We start from the raw sequence: 21,135 nt of genomic DNA, 5'->3' as shown, positions 1-21,135 counted from the left end.
ATAATATGGTGTCTGGGCGATACAGCCGAAGACAGCATGATAGGAGGATCGCGTGGATGCCATGTGATTGGTGATACTGAGTCCGTAGATGAAGACGTGTATATCGAACCGATATTGTGATGTAATTGTGTATTGAAGTTGCTTGTCTCAGCCATTGCGATGGGTAAGATGTTGATTTGGTTACGTACCTACTAACCACCCTGTCGTCGTCATGTCCCCCTGAACTGTTCGCGGTCCGTGTCAAGTTCTCGCGTACTTGACTCGACCATAATCCGCCGGCTCGGGAGGAGCGCTTGAACACACCGCCGCCGATGTACCGTCCACCCACCTGTATTCGACTCGCACGTACTCGATCTGCATATAGTATTGAATCTATAGGTGTATGTACGTGTTCACAACCGATGATCAAGCAGCTGGGAAGCTGCACTTATTTGTAGTAAATATCCAACATATAGTGGAGATGTTTTATGGAACGAAACACTCGGCTCACACGGCGGAACGCACTCAAGACGGGCGCTATCGCGACAGGACTGATAGGAGTCGGCACCCAGCTCGGAGCGGCGCAAAATAACGGATCACCCCAGAGCAACCACTGCTACTATCAGGTCGATTTCGTTGCGGGCGACTCCATCGAGACGCTCGGTGAGACGGAGGACGCTTTTTATGGAAGGCAGAATCGCCTCATCCAGTACCTCCACGGCGACCAACACGGGCCACGGACGGCCGACAGGTGGTTAAACTCGCTCGACTCCGAGACTCGGGAATGTGTCAAGGCCGAGCCGATCCGAGTGCGCGGTGACTCCGTCTCAGTCGATTTCACCGTCGATGAGGGCTGTGAACGCGTGTTATCGCTCGCCGTGTACTCCCTTCCTGGCGGGGCGTTCTCATTCCAAGAGGAGCAGAACCTCCTCGCCGCGGAGACGGACACGTTCGGTCCGGGAACGCACGAACTGGTTGTCGAGAACGCGCTCGGAACGATCTGTCCACAACTCCCTGAATGGTACGAACACTACGCGAAACTCACCGCCGACGATGCGACAGCAGACGACGAATTCGGCTGGTCAGTGGCGATGTCTCACTCCGGCGACACTGCCGTGGTCGGTGCATATGGGGATGATGATGCGGGGGATGACTCAGGGTCGGCGTACGTGTTCGGCCGGATGGACGATGGGTGGACCCAACAGACGAAACTTATCGCTGACGACGCAGCAGGTGCCGACTGGTTCGGCTCTTCAGTGGCAGTCTCCGATTCCGCCGATACGATCGCTGTCGCGGCTCGATACGAGGGAGTGGAGGACACCGGAGCAGTGTACGTGTTTGGTCGGGGAGACTATGGCTGGACTCAGCGAGCGAAACTCACTGCTACCGACGCGGTAGCAGTCGCCGACTTCTCTTCAGTGGCGATCTCGGCGTCAGGTGACACTGTTATCGTCGGAGCCCGGTACGACGACACAGACCCGGCTCCCGAGACAGGGTCAGCGTACGTGTTCAGTCGAGCAGACGGATCTTGGACCCAGCAGGCGAAACTCGCTGCCGACGACGCGGCAGGGGACGATGCCTTCGGCTCTGCGGTAGCAGTCTCGGGGGCTGGTGATACAGCTATTATTGGGGCCCGGTTTGATGACACTGACGCGGGCTCTGCCACCGGATCAGCATACGTGTTCAGTCGAGCGAACGGAGCTTGGGCCCAGCAAGCGAAACTTACCGCCGCCGATGCGGAACGGAGCGATGCTTTCGGCTGGTCGGTAGCGGTGTCCGACTCCGGCGACACCGCCGTCATTGGAACACCCAGAGACGACGACGCAAGCATCAGTTCGGGGTCAGCGTATGTGTTCGGCCGGACGGACGGAAGCTGGATCCAACGAGCGAAACTCACCGCCACCGACGCCGCAATGTACGATGGCTTCGGTCATTCGGTAGCAGTCTCGGAACCGGGAGATACGGTCATAGTCGGCGCTAAAAGGACGGATGAAGACTCTTACTCTGGATCGGCGTACGTGTTCACTCAAGCGAACGGAACGTGGACCCAACAGGTGAAACTCACCGCCGACGACGGGGTAGCAGACGACGAATTCGGCTGGTCGGTGGCTGTTTCGGGGCCGGGTGATACGGCTATCGTCGGTGCATACGGTGAGTCTGTGCTCGAAGGGAGTATCAGTGGATCGGCGTACGTGTTCGGAAAATAGTCTGATTCGCTCTCCTCCCTCGTGGACTCGTTCTGTCTCATCTTCTCTGGTCGGATTACCACTCACAGGAGATAGATAGCGTCGGCATCGCGGGGTTCGTCCGCAGACCGACTGAGACCACTCCGCTCGCTTCTGGCACGCGGTGACGGCCTGAGACGCAGCAGGGCTCAGCACCCTTACTAGCGACGCGGTAACGTAGCACGCTCCACAACGAGACGTCCACATTCTGATTCGGAGTTAAATCGGATGTGATCCGCTATGCAATTCCCAACTCAGAGTAATCCGATCCATATGAGAGAGCGTTTCTTTGCGCGATGAACTGAGAACTATGCATTGAGAGAAGCGGTCTCAACTCCTGTTCCGACTTTGAGTGTTGAGAGTACAAGGGCTTTAGCAGGGCTGTGATGCGTGGTTTCGGTCGATCCAGTGAACGGAAACTGACTCAGATTGCTCCCCAAACGGCCGATCTCGTTGAACTACCAACCACATACACGAAGTTCGACGACCTCCGACAGCGTAGCCACTCAGGCGCCGCTCAATTGCGGAGAGAGTCCCTCTCCACGCGATTCCGGGTTCCTTCTTCAACAGCGGTAACGTACTGTCCGCTGTCACGATTGATGAGAGTCATACTCACCGGTCAACTCCACCTGCACGGGACGAGCGATCGAACAGCGGGAAGGACTCGTATGTGGGCCAGTCGATGGAGAATAGCTGGGCGATCTGGCGGAAGACGGTGCGGCGAGACTCACGTGTCGGGCCACGACGAGGGGCTGACCACGACACGTTCGACTATTCATCTAACTGCTCAATGTAGTCGGCTCGTAGTTCGCTCTATCGGAGAATCGAATTGTGGCGATGGTTCAGCGGTTCGCCCCATCATCCGGAACTGCTTCGGTGACATTACGCGCTAATCGCTCGAGAGTCCGGCGACGGCGCCACGCGAGGACCCGGTCAAGGAACGGGACGATCGACCGACAGCTCGACTCGATTCGGAGTCCGGTAGTGCCGTCTCGGGGGGCCAGTGTCACTGTCGTCTCCACTTCTACCGGGGAGCGACTCTCGGTCACCACCCGATAGGAAAACCCGTCTCGAGTACGGATAAACTCGTACTGGGGTGCGAACATTCGCCCCGTCGGGGATACGGTGACGACTGTTCGGTCGCCGTCCACGCGGACGCTCTTCGGGTCGTAATGCCCTTCGAGGCGTACGATACCCTCGGGCGAGAGATACTGTGTGACCTCGTCTGGCGGGGTGGGAAGCGTCCGCTCGACCGAGACCCTGATCATACCCTGATGTATCTATTGTCGAACGAGTCAGTTGTGGTCGTGAACTGACCGTCACAAACGAGATGACGTTGGCGGTAGCCTCGCGGTCAGAACACCAGTCTCCCCGCATCCGTGACTGGTACGTCCGGACACCTACTGAACGATCGATACTCAACGCGCATACTTTCGACGGTGACCGACGTACACGTCTCCGGAGGGCGACGGTACGATGCGACGGCTCGACGAACGACGACTCGATTCAGCCGTTACCACCACTAGTACGTGATTTCCGAGCTGTGCCGCTTCGATATCGGCTTGCCCGGACGTGTTACTACGCCGATCCAACCGTCGGATATCAGTCGTGCGTGTATGGAGGGCTAGATCGAGCGTCACGTTCGCCGTCACCGCGTGGAAGTCGAACGGTTACAACGGTTCCGGAGCTGTCGGCGTCGAACGAGAGCGTACCGCCGAGACGGGTGACGATCCACTGTACCATCCAGATGCCCAGTCCCCGCCCGTGACGGAGCTGTGACTGTTCGACAGACCCGAGCACTGCGTACTCCTGTTCGGGGATGCCCGGTCCCGCGTCTTCGATCGTAACCACGGCGTGTTCGGCGGATGCGCGAACCGAGATGCGAACAGGTGGCTCGTCCATCTCGGCGTGTTTCATGCCGTTGCTGACGAGTTCGGCCACAACCGTCTGGACAGCCTCACGACTTGTGTACAGCGTTACCGGCTCCGCGTCGACGGTCACGGTCCCGCCGAACTCCTCGGCGATCTGTTCTCCTACCTTCCGGACGAGTTCTCCTACTTCGATCCGTTCCCGGTCGATCTGCTCTTGGGAGAGGAGGTGGTCCATCTCGGTGACCGTCTCGCTCATCGTCGCGAGCTCCCCGGCGGAGTTCGCGATCCGTGTACCCCGTTCCGGCTGGTCAGCAAGGAGTTCCGCGTGGGCACGGATCACGTCTACTTTGTTACGGAGGTTGTGACGCAGGAGCCTCACGAGGACGTTTCTCCGTTGCTGGTTGCTCCGCCGCGCCGTAACGTCACGGAAGATGTAGATGTTACCGGTCCTATCACCCTTCCGTTCCGTCATCGGGCTGTGCGTCACCTCGAACCATCGGCGGCCGCTTTCGGTCGTCAGCTCACGGTCGACGGCAGTGTCGCGGAGTTCGTCGGGTCTCACCCCGACAAGCGACTCGAAATCGCGTCCGAAGGCGTCTCGAGACTCCGTTCCGAGAAACACCTGCTGTGCGGTTTCGTTCGAATAGATAACGCTCCCACGCGTGTCCGTTACGATCACGGCTTCCGAAATTCCTTCGAGAACCACGCCCCGGGCCAACCGCGCCTGTTTCGTAGTGTCTTCGGCGGCTTCGGTGAACACGCTTGCCGCCAATGGCACTCCAGAGCCGAGGGCGCTAGCCAAGACGAGATTCTGGACGACACCGTCTTGCAGGGGTGTGAGCGACGCGACGAACCCGATCAGAACGAGACTGCTGCCGCTGATCGGTAGGAGAACACCCTGCCACAGAGGGACCAATTTGCGCTTGAGTGTCGCCTGTGAGAGCAGAAAGGTTCCGGCGACGCTCCCGTACGTTGCCGAGATGTTGATGATGGCCGCCGAGCCGTACCGGATCACCGACACCGGCAGTTGCGTCGCGAACACGAGGGCGACGGCCGCCCCGGTGCCACCGAAAAGCCGCCTGCGCGTGAGTTCTGGCCCGCGACCGGTGTGTTCGACTGCGAACCACAGCCAGGCTATCGACGCCCCGAACAGGGCGACTCTCACGCCGCCGAACAGCGTCTCGATAGCAGCGACCCGCAGACGGACGGCCACGTCGAGAACCGCGACCACGGCCAGACACCCGGCAGTGATACCGAGACCGGTCGTCCCGAGTTCCGGTCGGCGAGCGACGGCCGTGAGTCCAGCCGTGACCAGGGTCACGACGAACAGGGCGTCGACGACGACGAGCGGTTCGATCATCGCTCACCCTCGAACCGGATTTTGCGTGCGGGAAGCGCCACGCGGAGATGCTCCCAAGGGGTTCCGTCGACAGCCACGCTCCCGCCAGCATCGATGGCGATCAACGAGAGCAGCTTCGCTGCGGGATGCTCCGCGGTGGGTTCCGACACCGGATCGGCGTTCTCGCTGCGGGAGTCCGTTCGTATATCGACGTACACGACTCCGTCGTACCCGTGATCGTCGGCTCCCACGACGGTCCGTCGTGGACCCGGCCGGCGGTTCGAGCCGCCCGTATCGGATCCGGTTCTCGAATCGGCGCCAACGACCGATCCGCCGTTTGTGCCCCGCCCTCCGATGTCGGCCTCGACCGAGACGGTCACCGAACGGTGCCGGATCGTGACGGCGTCGAAAACGGCCGCGAACCCCGCGATCAACAGCGGCTGTGGGACTGTGACGGTGTACGACTCTCCGGTTGCGTGGACGGTGTGTTCGTCCGCCTGTATCGAACTGCGCGTCGCGGCGGTCCGAACCCCCGTCAGGAGGTCGCTCGATGCTTCAAAAGACGTCTCCGCGAGCGCTCGTTCCATCTCCCTTGCCCGCTTCCCGACTGCGAGAAGGAGGTCGCTACGTGTCCGGATCCGTTCGCCCACACCCTCGGGGTCGGCCGGCGCATCGCTCTCCGCGACCCCGGGTGCGTCACGACCATCCCGGTTTTCGACCGACGATGCGAGCCTCGCGATTTCGTCGAGTTGGACGCCGATCACCTCGGAGAGGAGGTCGGTCAGCATGCGGGTTTGCCGCTCGCGGAGCCGCTGGTCGGTCGCGTCTCCGAACAGCAGTACCGTGCCGAGGGGAGCGCCGTCGGCGTCGCCAACGGCCTCGGGGATGACGGTTCGGACTCCATCGCTCACTTCGATCAGGTGTCGCTCCTCGTGTGCCAGCACCGCATCGGTGAGGACACGTCGGGCGGGCCGGCCGACCACGGTTGATTGCTCGCAGTCGAACGTGTCCTCGGCGGCGGTGTTGAGATCGACCACCCTGTCCTTCCGGTCGATCGCCACGACCGGTTCCGACAACTCGTCGACGATACGACTCTGGACGACCGGTCGGGCAACCGGAAGCTGTTCCAACGGCCGGTACCAGCGCAGCGTGGCCAAGAGCCCGCCGCCCGCAAGGATCAGGACGACGGGGAAGATCCGTTCCGAGTAGGCAAATACCGACGATAGGCCCGGGGCCAGGGCCAACAGGAGAAGTGACCCAGCCGGTAAGAGCCCCTGCCCGTACGGCACGGCGTCACGAGCGATCGCCGCCCAGAGAAGGATGGCGGCGGCGATAGCGTACAGCGGAGTAAGCAGTCCGGAGACGAGTCCGATTACGCGCTGGGTGAGGAGACCCGCCTGCGACGTCGTCTCGACACCCAGTTCGAACGGGACGAAACTCACTAGCAGCAGTATAACCGGCAGCGATATCAGGAGCGTTCGAACCGACCGCGTGAGCCACTGGCCGCGGCCGGTAAACCTGATAGCGAACAGGAACGCGAAGACGGCGCCGAACCCGGAGGTGTTGTACAACGTTACGATCCAGAGTCGCTGATACCGTGCCGGGTAGACGAACATACCGAGGAACACGAGGCTCCCGAGCGTGAGCAACCCCCCGACGGTAGCTAGCGCCCCGGCTCCGGGCCTGCCTCGTCGGGTCCACGCCGTCCGGGTGAGCGCGGCCGCGATCAGTAAAGCGGCGGCGCCGAGCAGTGAGTGGGAGAGAGAGACCCCGTAGGGTGACATACAGCTACCGATCGGTTGTGATAGGTCGTGGATATAATTTCGGACGCATCGTCGGTGATCAGGCGTCGGCCGCGAATGAGGTGCGGTTTTCGGGCGGTCGTATCCGAACACGCCCTCTCAGCGGCGTTGCTCGCGGTGTAGTCCTCCGGGCTTCGCCCCTCCCGACCGGTGAGGTGGTCACGGTTGCTCGGTCGTGCGGGAACGCGTTCGGAGACGTGTCGTCTCGAACCGACGATCGGTAAAGTCCGCGCCCGAACGGATCTGTCCGGGAACTCGAACGGACAACCGCGAGACTCGGACGCGGTGTTTCCGAGTCAGAGTCATGGGGGTAATAGTAAACACACGCCCGAACTAACGGAGATGCATGCATCGCGTTCGGCTCCGTTCCCGCCGGAGGCGTCCTCCCCAGTTGTCGAAGATGGCGGCCCCGCGACGGGTGTCCGGAAGGACGACGGGAGGCCAATGACCGACGAGTGTACCGCGGCGATCCCGGTGGACGCGTTTCCGGACCCCGTTGTCGCGTACGCCGTCGACGGTCGTGACGCGCGCATCACGACGACGAACGCGAGTTTCGAGCGACGGTTCGGAGATGAGTCGCCTGAAAATTTCGTCTCGACGATGTTCGACCGGTTTACCCACCGTACCGCCACCGGGAGTCAGGATCCGATAACCCACGTCGTTCGGGGCGACCGTGTCGGGATCTATCTTGACGGCCCCGAGAATCGAGGGACGTTTTTCGCACGAGTGATCCCCTCCGAGGAGGGCGCCGGGTATCTCGTCTTCTCGGACCTGGAGGACTGTCCCACTATCGAGGAACTGCCCGCCGTCGACCAGGTCAGTAGCGTGCTTAGCCACGACCTCCGGAATCCGCTCGACGTCGCCGAGGCACATCTCACAGCAGCGCGAGAGACGGGGGATCCGGACCACTTCGAATCGGTCGCCGACGCACACGACCGGATGGAACGGATCATTCGCGACGTCCTCACCCTCACACGAGGGGACGCCGTCGTGGACCCCTCGGATCGGGTCTCGATCGAAACCGCAGCGGCGGACGCGTGGCAATCAGTCGACACCGATGGGGCGACGCTCGATCTCGTCGGAGCACTCCCGACTGTCACTGCCGACGCCGATCGCGTTCGACGGCTGTTCGAGAATCTGTTCCGGAACAGTGTAGAGCACAACGCGACTGACGGCCAAAGTCACTCCGGCGACAACGTCACCCACAGTTCGACGAGCGACCGGTCGCAGAGTCCCGACGACAGCGTGGAACACGGCTCCACGGACACCCGGACGCGGTCCGGAGATTCGGGGGAGTGCGACTCGGACGCTCCCGCCGCGAACGCTCAGGGGGACCGGGGGGAGTCGAGTCCGAGAACCCGTGAACAGTCGCTCGGTCGAAGCGAAGAGACGGCCTCCGAAGGCGGCTTGACCGTCACCGTCGGCGCGTTAGCGGACGGCTTCTACGTCGCCGACGACGGCGCGGGTATCCCTGCCGACGAACGGGAGACGGTTTTCGAGCCGGGCCACTCAAGCATGAGCGACGGAACCGGACTCGGCCTCGCGATCGTCGAACAGATCGTCGCTGCCCACGGGTGGAACGTAACGCTCACGACAGCCGACTGTGGTGGGGCGCGGTTCGAGATCCGATTCTAACGCCGATGGCTGAACATGCACTCATGACCGAGAGGGAACGAACTGACCACGGCGGTACTCCCAGCCATGGATGATCGGCTACAACGGGCGCCGATCGGCGTTCTCGAGATCTCGACCGACGGGATCGTACTCGACAGCAACGAGACCGGTCGGACACTGATCGACGCTACGGATCCGACCGGCTCCCCCCTCGCCGACGTGTTCCCTCGGTCCGTCGACGACACCCTCCTGAGCGCAGTCGAGGGTGAGTCCGTCACCGAGACGGAGTTCGAGGAGTACTATCCCGGCCTCGACAGGTGGCTCGCCGTCTCGGTCGTTGCGCTTTCCGAGAGCGGGACCGTCTACGTTCGAGACGTGACCGAGCGGCGACGCGAGAAACAGTCCCTCCAACGACTACGACGGGAGCGTGAACGGACGGAGCTCATCGACGACGTGCGTTCGGACATCCTCGCGGCGCTCGTCGACGCCTCCTCCCGCGAGGAGATTGCCGACACGATCTGTCGGGGGCTCGGTGAGACCGACCTGTACGAGTTCGCTTGGGTTGGAGAACGCGGTGTGGGACGCGACGGCCTCGTTTCCCGTGCCGTCGCGGGTGAGACTGGCGAAATGTTCGACGCTGTTCGCGACGCGCTCGACGACGAGACGGCGACGACCCCGGAGGAGCGCGCAGTCGAGAGCGGTCGACTGCAGGCTGCCCAGCCACTCACCGCCAGTTCCGCGGTCCCCGAATCGGTCCGGACGGCCGGCTTTGCCGACGGCGTCCAGTCGGTACTGGCCATTCCGGTCGTGTACGGGTCGAACGTCCACGGTGTCGTCGGCGTCTACGCCAGTGGCACCGAAGCGTTCTCCGAGCGGGAACGTGCCAGTTTCGAGACGCTGGGTGAGATAGCCGGGTTCGCGATCACTGCGGTTCGGAATCGGAACCTGCTGCTCTCCGACACCATCACGGAGATCACCTTCGAACTCGGCGAAAGCTCGGTACTGACGCGACTGAGTCGGTCGCTCGACTCGACGCTGAAGTTGGAAGGGCTGGTTCCACAGGCCGACGATGCATTGCTCTGTTTCGTCTCCGTCGAAGGCGACGGGATCGACCGTCTCGATCAGGAGACCGCGGGGATGAAGGAAATCGGACGGACACGAGTGATTAGCGAATCCGACTCCGGCGGGAGGGTCGAACTTACCACCCGTGGCTCGACGCCGCTACTCGCCATCTCCTCGCTCGGTGGGACCGTCCGGCGTGCCAGTTTCGATGGGGGAACGGGACGCCTCGTCGTGGACCTTCCCGCGGACGGCGACGTCCGCCGGATCGTGGATACCGTCAGCCGGGAGCACGACGCGGAGTTCGTCTCGAAGGCGGAGCGAAAACGGTCCGTGACGACCGCCCGCGAGTTCCGCGACGAACTGGACGACCGGCTGACACAGCGACAGCGGACGGTCCTCCAAACCGCATACTTCGCCGACTACTTCGAGTCACCGCGGGGAAGCACGGCCGAAGAAGTCGCCACCTCGCTGGATATCACGGGGTCGACGTTGCTCCATCACCTCCGCGCCGCCCAGCGGAAGCTTCTGGATGCTTATCTCGATGGACGGAGGCAGGCATCCAAACGGGAGTGATGGGATCGTCGCGCTCCTCACATCTCCCCGCGATCGACCTCCTCGAACCGGTTGAGGATGTCGTCGTCGGTCAGCAGCCGTCTGGCTCGGGCTTCGAGTCGCTCAGCCTGTTCAGCCACCGCTCCGAATCGGTCGTGCTCGCGATGCTTCTCTGCGTCCAGTTCCGCTTCGAGCACCGCCCGCTTGGCTTCCACGCTAAAGTACTCCCCGAGCGTTTCGTACGCGAGGATCCGTCGCTGCTGGTCGATAACCGCGCGGACGTCCTCCCGATCTGCCGGTTTACAGAGATAGTCGTCGAACGGCATATCGAGGACTTCGATTCCAGGATCCACCGCGGTTACCATCACCACCCGTCCGTAGTATCCCCGTTCGACCAGTTCCGACAGCACGTCATCACCCGACATGCCCGGCATATGCCGGTCCAAAAGGACGATATCGACCGTCGTATCGGCGACTGCCGAAAGCGCGGCTTCTCCACTGTAAACGGTGTCGACGTCGCAGTACCCTCGCAGTCGGAGCGCGTACGCGTCCGCAACCTCCCGTTCGTCGTCGACGACGAGGGTGCGCACGTCCGCCGCGCCATCGTTTCCGGACATCTGTCTCGGTTGCTTACGCGATGTCGAGGCTGGAGCCACATAACTGGTAATCTTCTCCGAGCAACGCCATCTGCACTCCTAGAGTCTCGACCGTCACGGGGTCTGTATGCTTAGCCCCGATATCCAGTACGAACGGCGTTCTTCTACGCGTATGTCCGTCAACACCACCCCAAGATCGCAGCGGCAACCGGACTGGACGGAAGATATCGACCTCTCGGCGTCCGAACTGTTCGAACTCTTCGGGGACGAGTACACTCGACGTGTGTACGAGACGATCACGGAGCAGCCACGAAGCGGCCGTGCAGTGGCCGAGGCGGCGGGTGTCTCGCGGGCGACGGCGTATCGTCGCCTCAACGACCTTCGTGATGCGGGCCTCGTTCGCACTGAGATGATGATCTGTGACGACGGTCATCACAAGGAACGGTTCGAGTCCGTTCCGACCTCGATCTCTATCTCCCTCGACGACGGAATCGGAGTTATGGTCGACGTCGCGGACTGATTCCGCCGTTCACCGACCGAGTCCTACGGCTTACTCGTCCGAACCGGAAGCGCGTCGACGATCCACAGCAGATTCTGAAGCACCTGATAGCGCCGAGAGCCGTCCCGACGAGTACGGACACACTCCAGACCAGTCCAACGGGGACTGGAACGACCATAAACGTGGGTACTCGGTGTCAGCCCACGTTTCCGTTCGTTCCTATTGGGCCACCCGTGCGCCCGGCGGTACGGTATCCCTCGACGCGTCAGAAGGACCGACTGTCACGATTCCCGTCCCCGACAGATCGTCAATCGGCGAGCCGAAGAGTAGTATTCGACAGGCAGGGGTAGTGAACGGTTGGTTCAGTAGGATAGATCCGGAGGGAATCATCTGCTCCGATATCTACGCTCTCTGTATCGACCGCTCGCTACTGCAGCCAATCAGATCGGTGTCTCGCGTAAGACCCGCGCTGGGGATTCGCCCTTTGACAGACAGGTTTCTTTCGATGATCTATCAGAGTAACGTGGGTTTTCGCAGCCAGAAACAGTCCTCGTGTGTTGTTAACTGTCCACTGCGGAAACGGTATATGCACACTCAGACCGATTCAGCCAGCCCGGACTCAGGAGTACGAGAGCTATTTCGAAGCGTGGCCGGTGGGATAACACTCGTGGCGCTGAGCGTCGTCGCCGGATTTGTATCCATCGTTGTTGTCGACCCGCTGTATGCCATCGTCGAGACGGAGTGGACTCTCTTTGGAGAATTGATAGGCAGTTACGTTGTTCAGCCGGGGTTTGGGCTCGTTGCCGCCGGTTATATTTGGTGGTGTGACGACTACGATCCGCTAGACCGGATTCGGACGCCCTCAGTCGAGGGTGCCGCGTGGATCGGCCTTGGAGTCGTCGGGTACGAGGTTGCAGTGCGGGCGGTGACACCGATACTGCCCCTGGTCGGGCTGAGCCACGGCGCACACAGTGGTGGGACGGCGAAGTGGCGCGTGTTCTTGAATCAGCCGGAAATACTCGTTCCGGGGCTCGTGGTCCTGTTCGTCGTCATGGCGCCTATGGAGGAAGTCCTGTATCGAGGAGTAGTTCACGATGCACTCGAACCGGCACTCGAGTCGTCCGGCCGGGTGCTGGTCGGTGGATTCCTGTTCGGTGTGATGCATCTTCTCATTTCGACTGGGGGGATCGTCTCGATACTATTCACGAGCTTTTTCGGCATCCTTCTGGCTGCTGGCTACGAGCGGACGGAAAACTTGACTGTGCCGATCATGGCTCACGCAGGTTACTGGCTGGTGTTTCTTCCGTTCTAGTTGGCGTTCGTTGTGAGTGTGATCTCTGACCTGTACTGACCGGATCAGACGGTCCCGATTTTCGGTGCGCGACGGCTGCGTACGCGCCGTCCATCTTGCGCGAACGCATCTGACAAGGATCAGATAGAGGGAATTCGCCAGTGCGTGACCCAGAGCGTGTAGGCATCAGCCGTCAATAAACGGAAGCGAACTGATCGGTGCCATCGTCGGTGCCCCGGTCAGTGTCCGTCCAAACTGCGACACGTGCGGTGCGCCGTGTACGACCAATACTCGCTCGTCATCGGCGTCAAGCACGTTCCACACGTTCCGCGACGGCGAGTGCCTCCTCTAGCCGGTCGACGGTTCGCGTGGAGAGCATCGGCAAACCATCAGCACGGCCTCGATTAGAGGTGTTGATAGCTTCTTCGCTGGTTCGACCGACCGCACCGATCCGTGCGGGTCCCCGGCACTGGTGAGTCGCATCCACGGGCGCCGGCCGGAAGCGCTACTCCGGCTAGAACGGCGGGAAACGTACAGCAGAACGACCCCGAACGTCGCGGTCACGACTGCGTCCGGAGCGACGACGGGCGGACAGGGGTCCCCGGCCGTACAGACCTGCGAACTGCCGACTACCTCGGGGACGATAATAAACGCCCCACCGAGTAGCAGTGTCGCCCGGGAGAGCCCGTCGAGATACGCTCGGAGTCGGGAGACGGCTTCCGTGCTCACACGACGACACTGCTTCGACAGTTCAACAGTGGCGGCCGTCGCACTCCCCGGGCGGTGGCAACCACGCCGAAGCCGTCACTGCTCGTCACGGGAGCGGGACAGTTCGCCGGCGGTCGAGTTCCGTCTTCACTGTGCCGCTTATCCGGTCTGTTCGTCGGCGGTCGAGTTCCGTCTTCACTGTGCCGCTTATCCGGTCTGTTCGTCGGCGCTGGCCATTCGTGTGTCAGCGCTAGCGTTGATGCGGCTTGGGTGTTTGCCCTACCTCTAGGGCGAAAAGAAGCAACTGACGCATCGCCAGTCCCGTCGACTCGTCGAGCGCGTCGTGGGCGCGGCCGGTGACGAACGGGAGCAGTGGCTCGTGCGTCTCGGGTGATCGGAGTTGGCGGTCGTGGGTTGCCGTGCTGCTCGGACAGTAGCCGTCGCTCGTCGGTGGTAGAGTGACGGGGTAGGTCGGACAGCGACAACCCCACGTGGAAACCACATGGAGTTGAAAGGTGGCTGTCCGACCGTGCCGTCCCTCTCCTCTCTCTGCTGCGGTTACAAAACCCCTCCGATGCTCTCGGTGTGGGTGTCGAGTCGTTCGAGCGTCGTCGGGGAGACACTGTCAGTACCCCTCCGAGGGTTGCGCCGGTCCACTGAACGCCGAGTAGAGGACGACGAAGTACACCGTGATGAGCGGCAACAGCAACGCTGCGCCGATCGACATGAGGTTCAACGGGAGCGTCGAGACGACCGCGGCGTTCACCGTTAGCCCGGATGCCGGGTCGATCGTCGGGAAGACGAGCAGTGCCACGACGGCGACGAGTCCGTACGTGAGTCCGGCGCTCGCCGCGAGCGCGAACAGGTCCTGGTCGCGCCTGAGCGCGAGCACGTACCCGGCGGCGAGGAGGACCGAGAGCCCGACGAGCGCGAGTACCGGACCACTGAGGACCGCCGTGCGGAGTGCGGGTACGGTGGCCGCGAGGACTGCGAGCGTCGCGAGGACCGCGAGCACGTAGCCTCCTACGGCTCGTTCCCCGTACGCGCGTAGTTCGTCACGCAGCAACCCACGGGTCTTCAGTCGCAGGAACGCCACTCCGGAGACGACGGTGAGCACGGTCACCGTGAGCCCGACGACGACACCGACTGGCGTGAACGACCGCGGAGTGCCGGCGATCCAGTTGCCGACGAACGCTCCGAGGAGGAACGGCGCGAGAGCGCTGCCAGCCACGAACGACCGCCCCCACCACGTCTGCCAGCGTTCGTCGTGACGTTGCTCGTACATCTCGGGTGCGAGTCCGCGGAGGATGAGCGAACCCAGGATGCCGAACATGAGGAGGTAGTGTCGGCTGAACAGGTTGGCGTAGACCGGCGGGAACGCCGCGAACAGCGCACCACCGAACACCACGAGCCACACCTCGTTGCCGTCCCAGAACGGTCCGATCGCCGAGAGGATCGTCTCGCGCTCTTCGGCGTCCTCACGCGTCGCGAAGATGATCCCGGCACCGAAGTCGAAGCCGTCGAGGAACAGGAACGTCCCGAGGATGGCGAACAGGAGCGCGAACCACAGTTCGGACAGCGGAAGCCCGAACAGCGGTCCGGACGAGAGCGTCTCGACGCTACTCATCGTTTGCCACCTCCCCCGCAGGCTGCTCCGACGGCGGGGACGCTTGCGACACCGACCGGAGGTCGTCGCCAGTCGGTGGCCCTGCCCGAATCAGCCGTGTGACGACGTACGAGTACACCGTCAGCAAGCCGAGATAGACGACCGCGAACCCCGCGAGCGTCAGGAGCGTTTCGCTCCCGGTCAGACCGGGTGAGACGCCGTCGCTCGTCTGTAGCACGCCTTGGATCACCCACGGCTGTCGGCCAACCTCGGTGACGACCCAGCCGAGTTCGACGGCGACGATGCCGAGCACCGTCGACGCCATGAGCGACTTGTGAAGGAGGTCGTCCTCGAACAGTTCACCCGACCACCAGCGGTAGCCGCCCCAGAACGCGAGTAGGATGAACCAAAACCCCATCCCGACCATCGCACGGAACGCCCAGAAGACGACCGCGACCGGCGGCGCCTCCGAGTCGAACGAGTCGAGCCCCCGTATCTCGGCGGTCGCGTCGCCACCGCTTGCGAGCCACGACGCGCCGCCGGGAATCCCGAGTCCCAGCAGTTCCTTCGCACGCGGGTCGGTGATCGCGTCGAGACTAGTCGGGAACGCGATGATGTACTCGGGCACGTACGACTCGGTGTCCCAGACCGCTTCCATGGCGGCGAACTTCTGCGGCTGAGTTTCGTAGACGTGGCGGGCGTACAGGTCGCCGTGGACCACCTGAAGCGGGGCCGTGAGTATCAACGCGACGAGTGCGATCTTCAGCGTGCGCTCCCAGAAGGCGACGTTCTCCACGTCCGTTCCGCGGACGTGGTGGCGATAGACGTGGTAGGCGGCGATGCCGGCCATGAACAGCGCGACGGACTCCACCGCCGCGTTCTGCATGTGGACGAACATATAGGGGAACCGCGGGTTGAGGTACGCAGCAAGTGGGTCGACGAGGTGGACGACGTCTTGGCCGTTCTCGACGACCATCTCGAACCCGCGGGGCGTCTGCATCCACGAGTTGGCGATCAGGATCCAGACGGCCGACAGCCACGTTCCCAGACCGACGGCGACGCTGGAGACGAAGTAGAGTCGGTCACCGACGCGCGCGCGGCCGAACACGAAGATGCCCAAGAAGGTGGCTTCGAGCATGAACGCCATCATCCCTTCGAGGGCGAGCGGGCCGCCGAACAGTTCCCCGGCGATGGTCGAAAACGCCGCGAAGTTGGTGCCGAACTCGAACTCGAGGACGATCCCGGTGACCGTTCCGACGACGAACGAGACCGCGAAGATCTTCGTCCAGAACCGCCGGAGCTGTTCGTAGATCGGCTTCCGGGTTCGGATCTCTCTCCACGTAAAGTAGACGAGGAAGGGCGCGAGGCCCATGCTCATCACCGGGAAGATGATGTGAACGATCGTCGTGAGCGCGAACTGGAGGCGACTCGTGACGACGGGATCAACCATCGAGCCCGTCTCCCGCGCCGCACCGAGAGCGGCGCCCGATACGTACGAGCGGACGACCCGGACGGACGCGATTGCTCGGGAGGAACCGTCGAGCACCGAACGCTGAGGACCCACAGACGGGCATCGATCGACTCGGCATTACTCACTTTTCGCCGGAGTAGACAGTCAACCGAGCGCGGATTCCCAGTCGGTGGGATTCCCCTGAACTCACCTATCTCATAGGTGCCTACTCGAACGGACGCAGAGTGAGTGGACCAGCCTCGACTCCTCGTGGCGACTTTTCCCGAGGAACCGCTGGTACGGCCTCGGAGCCATCCCGACGACAGGGCGACTGTCCCGAGTACCGTGCGTGAACGCGAGTCGTCGACACCCCCCGGGAGCGGATGTCGACACCCGGTCCGTTCAGAGCAGGCTCGCGACCCCGACGGTTTCGAGCGCGAGCAGCGCGCCGATGGCCACGCTGGCGACGCCGGCGACGACGCGGAGCGCGTTCGTCCAGCCGACGACGCGGCCCCAGTCCCACGACGCGAGCGCCTGTCTCCGGGTTGGCCCGTGACCGCCGTCGTCGCCGTGGTCGTGTCCCATACATCAGAAGTTTACTCGATTGGGGAGGAATAGTCAGCGCGAATCACTCAGAGGTCTCCCACAGAGCAGGCCCAAATTCGGGAGCGCGGTACGGAACGGCGCCGCGGCGCTGACGGCGAACCCCACGGTTCACGCGGGCAGCGATGTCTCGAAGGGAGTACAGCTACCGCACGAGTTCGGAACCCCAGTGCGTAGCCGGCTGGTGGCCAAGACAGCGTCGCCGGTGGTTGTCCCGGGAGAGCATGAGGGGAGGGAAGTGCTCGGGTACGAAAACGGACCGAATCGGGACGCGGGGTGCTTCTTTCGCGGCCACGAAGCATATGCCGGAGGAGATTCCACCTCTCCAATTGGGAACGCCGGACCATCACAGCGGAACCGGGCTTCGACCCCGGATTACCGGATATGACACACACCGAAAGTGCTCCCGAGCGGAGCACCCCTGACATGGTCCGGCGTCCCACCCTGCGAGGGGCGGTATATTAATCGAACCGGCTGGTTCCCCGACTGACAGGGGCCATCTGGTACCTATTGGATACGCGTCCGATGCCACCTGCATAGTCGGCTGTGTCCGCCGTAGTCGTCCGTATCCAACGGTCGGCAGGGCGGCCGGTACGTTCTCCGGTGTCGCTCGGGGGTGGTAGATGTCGCTCGGCGTCCGACGCGCGACCCAGGGGCCGCGTGCGGCTGAATCTCGACGCCACTTCCCCGCAAGTACACGAGGACGGTCCGCTCGACAGGGCAGCCCACGCTATCGATCGTCGATACGATCTCCCCCTCGAACAGTTCGATAAAACAGCTGCCAAACGGGTCCAGCCCAGTCAGTCGTACTCCGGGTCGTCGAGCGAGAGCGCTTCCAGTTCGGTCGGGTCTTCGCCTGGTGTCAACGCGACCGTCTCGATACCCGAAACCCCCTTGACCCATCGCTCCCCGCCGACGTCGGGACTCACGAAACGCGAGCCGTACCGTTCGACGGACGCGAGACGCTCCCCGTCTCGCTCGACGGCGACGAGTCCCTCGAGCGCGGAGGCGACTCCCACGCACGCCCGATAGCCATCGTCGCTCGTCAGCAGGAGGTGGGTCGTGTCGGGGGGGACGGTAACACGCGAGAGTAGATCCGACACTCGGGCGCCGGTCCACGTCGCCGTGCTTCGAGTACCAGTAGCGCAGACGAGCGTACAGTCGCGCGTCGTGGTCGGGAGCGACTCGAGGTCGGAGCGGCTCAGCGATGCGCCGTCCCTACCGACGATGGTAAGCTCGACGCTCGCTCCGTCGGCCGTGCCCGCAGCGGCCGGTGAACGATCGGTGGGTGATGTCATCGGGGCGATCCTCAGGGACGGACCGCTGTGAGCACCCAGTCGGTCGGCGTCCGGCGCTCGACGTCGAACTCGTCGATCGCAGCGGGCGCGCGGTCGACGACCTCCGCGAGAAACTCCCTGACCGGTGAGGGGTCGCGGTCGCTGACGAGCGTGAGCGTCTCACCGCTCTCGAGTGACCGAAAGCGGTCGGCGACCCGGTCGCGCCGCCGTTCCGGCGGGTCGCCACGGATATCGACCGCGTCCGGGGGGGCGTCGACGTCCCACGCGGTCGCCGCCGCGTCCGCGACACGGTCGGCGAGTCGCTTCATCGCCGGAGCCGAGTCTCCGGGCGAGGGGGTCTCCTGTAGTTCGGGTGCGAACGGGAGTTCGGCCAGGACGGGCGCCGAGAGCGACTCGGTAGGCGTGCTCCCGGGGAAGAGGTCGTGCGTGTCACCGCACGATGGGCAGGTGAACGCGCCCATGTTGACGACGGCGCCGAGTACGGGCACGTCGTTGTCCCGGAACAGTTCGATGCTCCGTTCGGTGTCGTCGACGCTGGACGGGAACGGCGTCGTCACCACGACCACGCCGTCGATCCGCGCCTCCTGGAGCGTGGTGAGGACGACGTCGCCGGTGCCCGGCGGCAGGTCGACGACGAGCGTGTCGTCCGCGCGCCACGCGGTGTCGGTGAACAGTTCCGTCAGGGCGTCGTGCGCCATCGCGCCCCGCCACGCGAGCGGCGCGCCCGACTCCATCAGCCCGACGCTCATCACGTCGAGGTCCGCGTCGCTCCCGGACGCGGTGACGGGGAGCGGTCGGCCCTCGTCGTCCGAGCGGACCGGCCCCGAGACGTCGAGGAGCGAGGGCGCGTTCGGCCCGTGGATGTCGGCGTCGAACAACCCCGTCGGACGGTCGGCCGCGAGCGCGCACGCCAGCCCGGTCGAGGCGGTCGACTTCCCCACGCCGCCTTTCGCGCTCGCGACGGCGATCACCGTCTCGAACCCGTCGACGCCGGCCTCCCCGGTCGTCGACGGGGCGACGGGTTCGACGTGGGCGCCGTCGACGCCCGGCACGTCCCGGACCGCACGGAGCATCGCGTCCATCGCGTTCGTCGCGCCCGCGTCGTCGAACTCGTCGACCGCCGCCCCGACGGTCACCTCGCCGTCGTCGACGTCGATCGACTCCACGAGTCCCGCCTCGAAGACGGTCACGCCGGCGTCAGGGTCTCGGACCGTCCGGAGCGCGGCCTCGACGCGCGCTTCGAGCGAGTCCGCGTCGTCCGCGCCCGCGCCGTCGGGGTCGTGGGTGCCGGCGGGGTCGGCCGAACCCGGAGCGGGGTCGGCGTCGCGGCCGGTTCTCGCGTGGTCGGTTTCGGAGCGGTTCCGTCGGGGGTCGGAGTGTGGACTGTCGGTCATGCTTAGAGGTTCGGCGTGCGGTTGAGGTCGTCTTCACCCGGGAGCGTGCGGTCGGTTTCGTCGAGTGCGCCGCCGAACTGTCGGCGGAAGCTCCCGGCGTCGACCTCGCGGGCGCGGGCCGCGGTCTTGCGGACGACGTCGGCGTCGTCGCGGGTCAGTTCCGCCAGCGCGTCGGCCGCTCGCTCGTCGTCGACGCCGCCGAGCAGGTGCGCCGCCCACTCGCGGACCCGTTCGCTCGGGTCGTCCGCCGCGTCGACCAGCGGTGCGAGCGCGCCCTCGCCGCGGTGTTTGAACAGCGACACCAGCGCGTTCCGGCGGACGGCGTGGTGTGGGTCGTCGAGCGCGGACTCGATCGCGTCCGCGTGGGTCCCGCGGTCGAGGCGGTCGAGCGCGACGACCGCCTCGGCGCGCACCCACGGGTTCGGGTCGTGGGTGAGTTCGAGCGCCGCGTCGGCGGCCGCGGTCCCGCCGAGTTTCGCCAGCGCCTCGACCGCGAACTGCCTCACCTCGGCGTCGTCGTCGGCTCGCGCCACGCGTTCGAGCGCGGCGACGGCCCGTTCGTCGCGCTCGCGGTCGGCGAGTGCGAGCGCGGCGCGGCGTCGGTCGACGACGTCGTCGCCGGCGAGCGACGCCAGCAGGTCGGCCAGCGCGTCGTCCTCGACCGGTTCGGTGTCGCTGGCCGCGAGTTCGGCTATCGACGCCTCGCCGATGGTCACGTCCCGGTCCACCTCGATGTCCTCTAGCCCGTCGGGCTGCTCGCCGAACCCGGGGCTCCGCTCGGGGTGGAGCCCGGGGTCGGGCGGTCCGTCGGTCGCCTCCTCCTCGTCTCTCACGCCCCCTCACCCCCCGGCGCGCCGGCGAGCAGGGAGACGGCGACGACGACTCCAAGCGCTCGGGGCAGCGTGGCCGGAACGCCCGCCGCGAGCGCCAGGCCCACGCCGACTGCGGTCTCGCTCCGGCCGCGACGCAGCGCGGAGACGAGGCCGGCGACGCCGCCCGCGACGGCGAGGGCGACGAGTGCGATCGGAGCGCCGACGACGCCCCCGCCGACGAGCAGGACCGCGCCGGCGACGTAGGGAGCCCCCGCCGCAAACCAGAGCGCGACCGTGCCGGCGACCGCCCCGGCGAGCAGGCCGGTCCGGTCCGCGCCGACGACCGCGGGCGACGCGCCGACGCCGACGAGTGCGACCGCCGTCCCGAGCGGACGGAGCGTCGCGGGCGCGACGCCGGCCGTCGCGGCGAGCGA

Annotated in this window: 15 protein-coding genes and 1 pseudogene; 5 read left to right on the top strand and 11 right to left on the bottom strand. The window is 64.3% G+C overall.

Annotation, left to right across the window (positions count from 1 at the left end):
- Positions 1–467 precede the first annotated feature (467 nt).
- The gene (locus tag K933_RS17290) at positions 468–2,186 is read left to right on the top strand and encodes an FG-GAP repeat protein (RefSeq protein WP_080509164.1); all 1,719 of its coding nucleotides are present in this window, start codon (positions 468–470) and stop codon (positions 2,184–2,186) included.
- Positions 2,187–3,046: 860 nt separating this feature from the next.
- On the opposite strand, the gene K933_RS17720 is transcribed toward K933_RS17290, so the two are convergent.
- From K933_RS17720 to K933_RS01890, 3 genes are all read right to left on the bottom strand, one after another.
- Positions 3,047–3,472 (bottom strand): SRPBCC family protein, encoded by a 426-nt coding sequence (locus K933_RS17720; RefSeq protein WP_152529725.1) that lies wholly within the window; start codon positions 3,470–3,472, stop codon positions 3,047–3,049.
- A gap of 334 nt (positions 3,473–3,806) precedes the next feature.
- Entirely contained in the window at positions 3,807–5,435 is a 1,629-nt protein-coding gene (locus K933_RS01895; RefSeq protein WP_023392981.1) for an ATP-binding protein, read from the bottom strand.
- Complete coding sequence (locus K933_RS01890) at positions 5,432–7,198, bottom strand: histidine kinase N-terminal 7TM domain-containing protein (RefSeq protein WP_023392980.1); 1,767 nt, start codon at positions 7,196–7,198, stop codon at positions 5,432–5,434. Before K933_RS01890 ends, K933_RS01895 begins: the two co-directional genes overlap by 4 nt.
- Before the next feature lie 462 nt (positions 7,199–7,660).
- Between K933_RS01890 and K933_RS01885 the strand changes: the two genes are divergently transcribed.
- Positions 7,661–8,851, top strand: a complete 1,191-nt coding sequence (locus K933_RS01885; RefSeq protein ID WP_023392979.1) for a sensor histidine kinase — start codon at positions 7,661–7,663, stop codon at positions 8,849–8,851.
- Between the two features lie 66 nt (positions 8,852–8,917).
- Positions 8,918–10,465, top strand: a complete 1,548-nt coding sequence (locus K933_RS01880) for a bacterio-opsin activator domain-containing protein (protein WP_023392978.1) — start codon at positions 8,918–8,920, stop codon at positions 10,463–10,465.
- A gap of 17 nt (positions 10,466–10,482) precedes the next feature.
- Here K933_RS01880 and K933_RS01875 read toward each other — a convergent pair whose 3' ends face one another.
- Entirely contained in the window at positions 10,483–11,061 is a 579-nt protein-coding gene (locus K933_RS01875) for a response regulator transcription factor (RefSeq protein WP_023392977.1), read from the bottom strand.
- 151 nt (positions 11,062–11,212) lie between these two features.
- Here K933_RS01875 and K933_RS01870 point away from each other — a divergent pair, with 151 nt between their 5' ends.
- Positions 11,213–11,560, top strand: a complete 348-nt coding sequence (locus K933_RS01870) for an ArsR/SmtB family transcription factor (RefSeq protein WP_023392976.1) — start codon at positions 11,213–11,215, stop codon at positions 11,558–11,560.
- Between the two features lie 646 nt (positions 11,561–12,206).
- Positions 12,207–12,851 (top strand): CPBP family intramembrane glutamic endopeptidase, encoded by a 645-nt coding sequence (locus K933_RS01865; protein ID WP_023392975.1) that lies wholly within the window; start codon positions 12,207–12,209, stop codon positions 12,849–12,851.
- A gap of 1,312 nt (positions 12,852–14,163) precedes the next feature.
- Here the strand turns inward: K933_RS01865 and cydB are convergent.
- The 7 genes and pseudogenes from cydB to K933_RS18215 form a co-directional block, all read right to left on the bottom strand.
- A complete protein-coding gene (cydB, locus tag K933_RS01860) occupies positions 14,164–15,165 on the bottom strand; it encodes a cytochrome d ubiquinol oxidase subunit II (RefSeq protein ID WP_023392974.1) in 1,002 nt (333 codons plus the stop codon).
- On the bottom strand, positions 15,158–16,594 hold the full coding sequence (locus tag K933_RS01855) for a cytochrome ubiquinol oxidase subunit I (protein ID WP_049947485.1): 1,437 nt from the start codon (positions 16,592–16,594) through the stop codon (positions 15,158–15,160). Before K933_RS01855 ends, cydB begins: the two co-directional genes overlap by 8 nt.
- A gap of 402 nt (positions 16,595–16,996) precedes the next feature.
- A complete protein-coding gene (locus K933_RS01850; protein WP_023392972.1) occupies positions 16,997–17,179 on the bottom strand; it encodes a hypothetical protein in 183 nt (60 codons plus the stop codon).
- Between the two features lie 818 nt (positions 17,180–17,997).
- Positions 17,998–18,495 carry a molybdopterin-dependent oxidoreductase gene (locus tag K933_RS01845; RefSeq protein ID WP_049947484.1) on the bottom strand — a complete coding sequence of 166 codons (498 nt, stop codon included), beginning with the start codon at positions 18,493–18,495 and terminating at the stop codon, positions 17,998–18,000.
- Between the two features lie 11 nt (positions 18,496–18,506).
- On the bottom strand, positions 18,507–19,889 hold the full coding sequence (locus tag K933_RS01840) for a P-loop NTPase (protein ID WP_023392970.1): 1,383 nt from the start codon (positions 19,887–19,889) through the stop codon (positions 18,507–18,509).
- Positions 19,890–19,891: 2 nt separating this feature from the next.
- Positions 19,892–20,722 carry a HEAT repeat domain-containing protein gene (locus K933_RS01835; RefSeq protein ID WP_023392969.1) on the bottom strand — a complete coding sequence of 277 codons (831 nt, stop codon included), beginning with the start codon at positions 20,720–20,722 and terminating at the stop codon, positions 19,892–19,894.
- Positions 20,719–21,135: pseudogene (locus tag K933_RS18215) on the bottom strand (hypothetical protein); the annotation flags it as partial. The pseudogene K933_RS18215 and the gene K933_RS01835, both read right to left, overlap by 4 nt.

Source organism: Candidatus Halobonum tyrrellensis G22, assembly GCF_000495475.1.
GTDB lineage: Archaea > Halobacteriota > Halobacteria > Halobacteriales > Haloferacaceae > Halobonum > Halobonum tyrrellense.
This window is presented reverse-complemented; position numbering and strand designations above follow the sequence as displayed.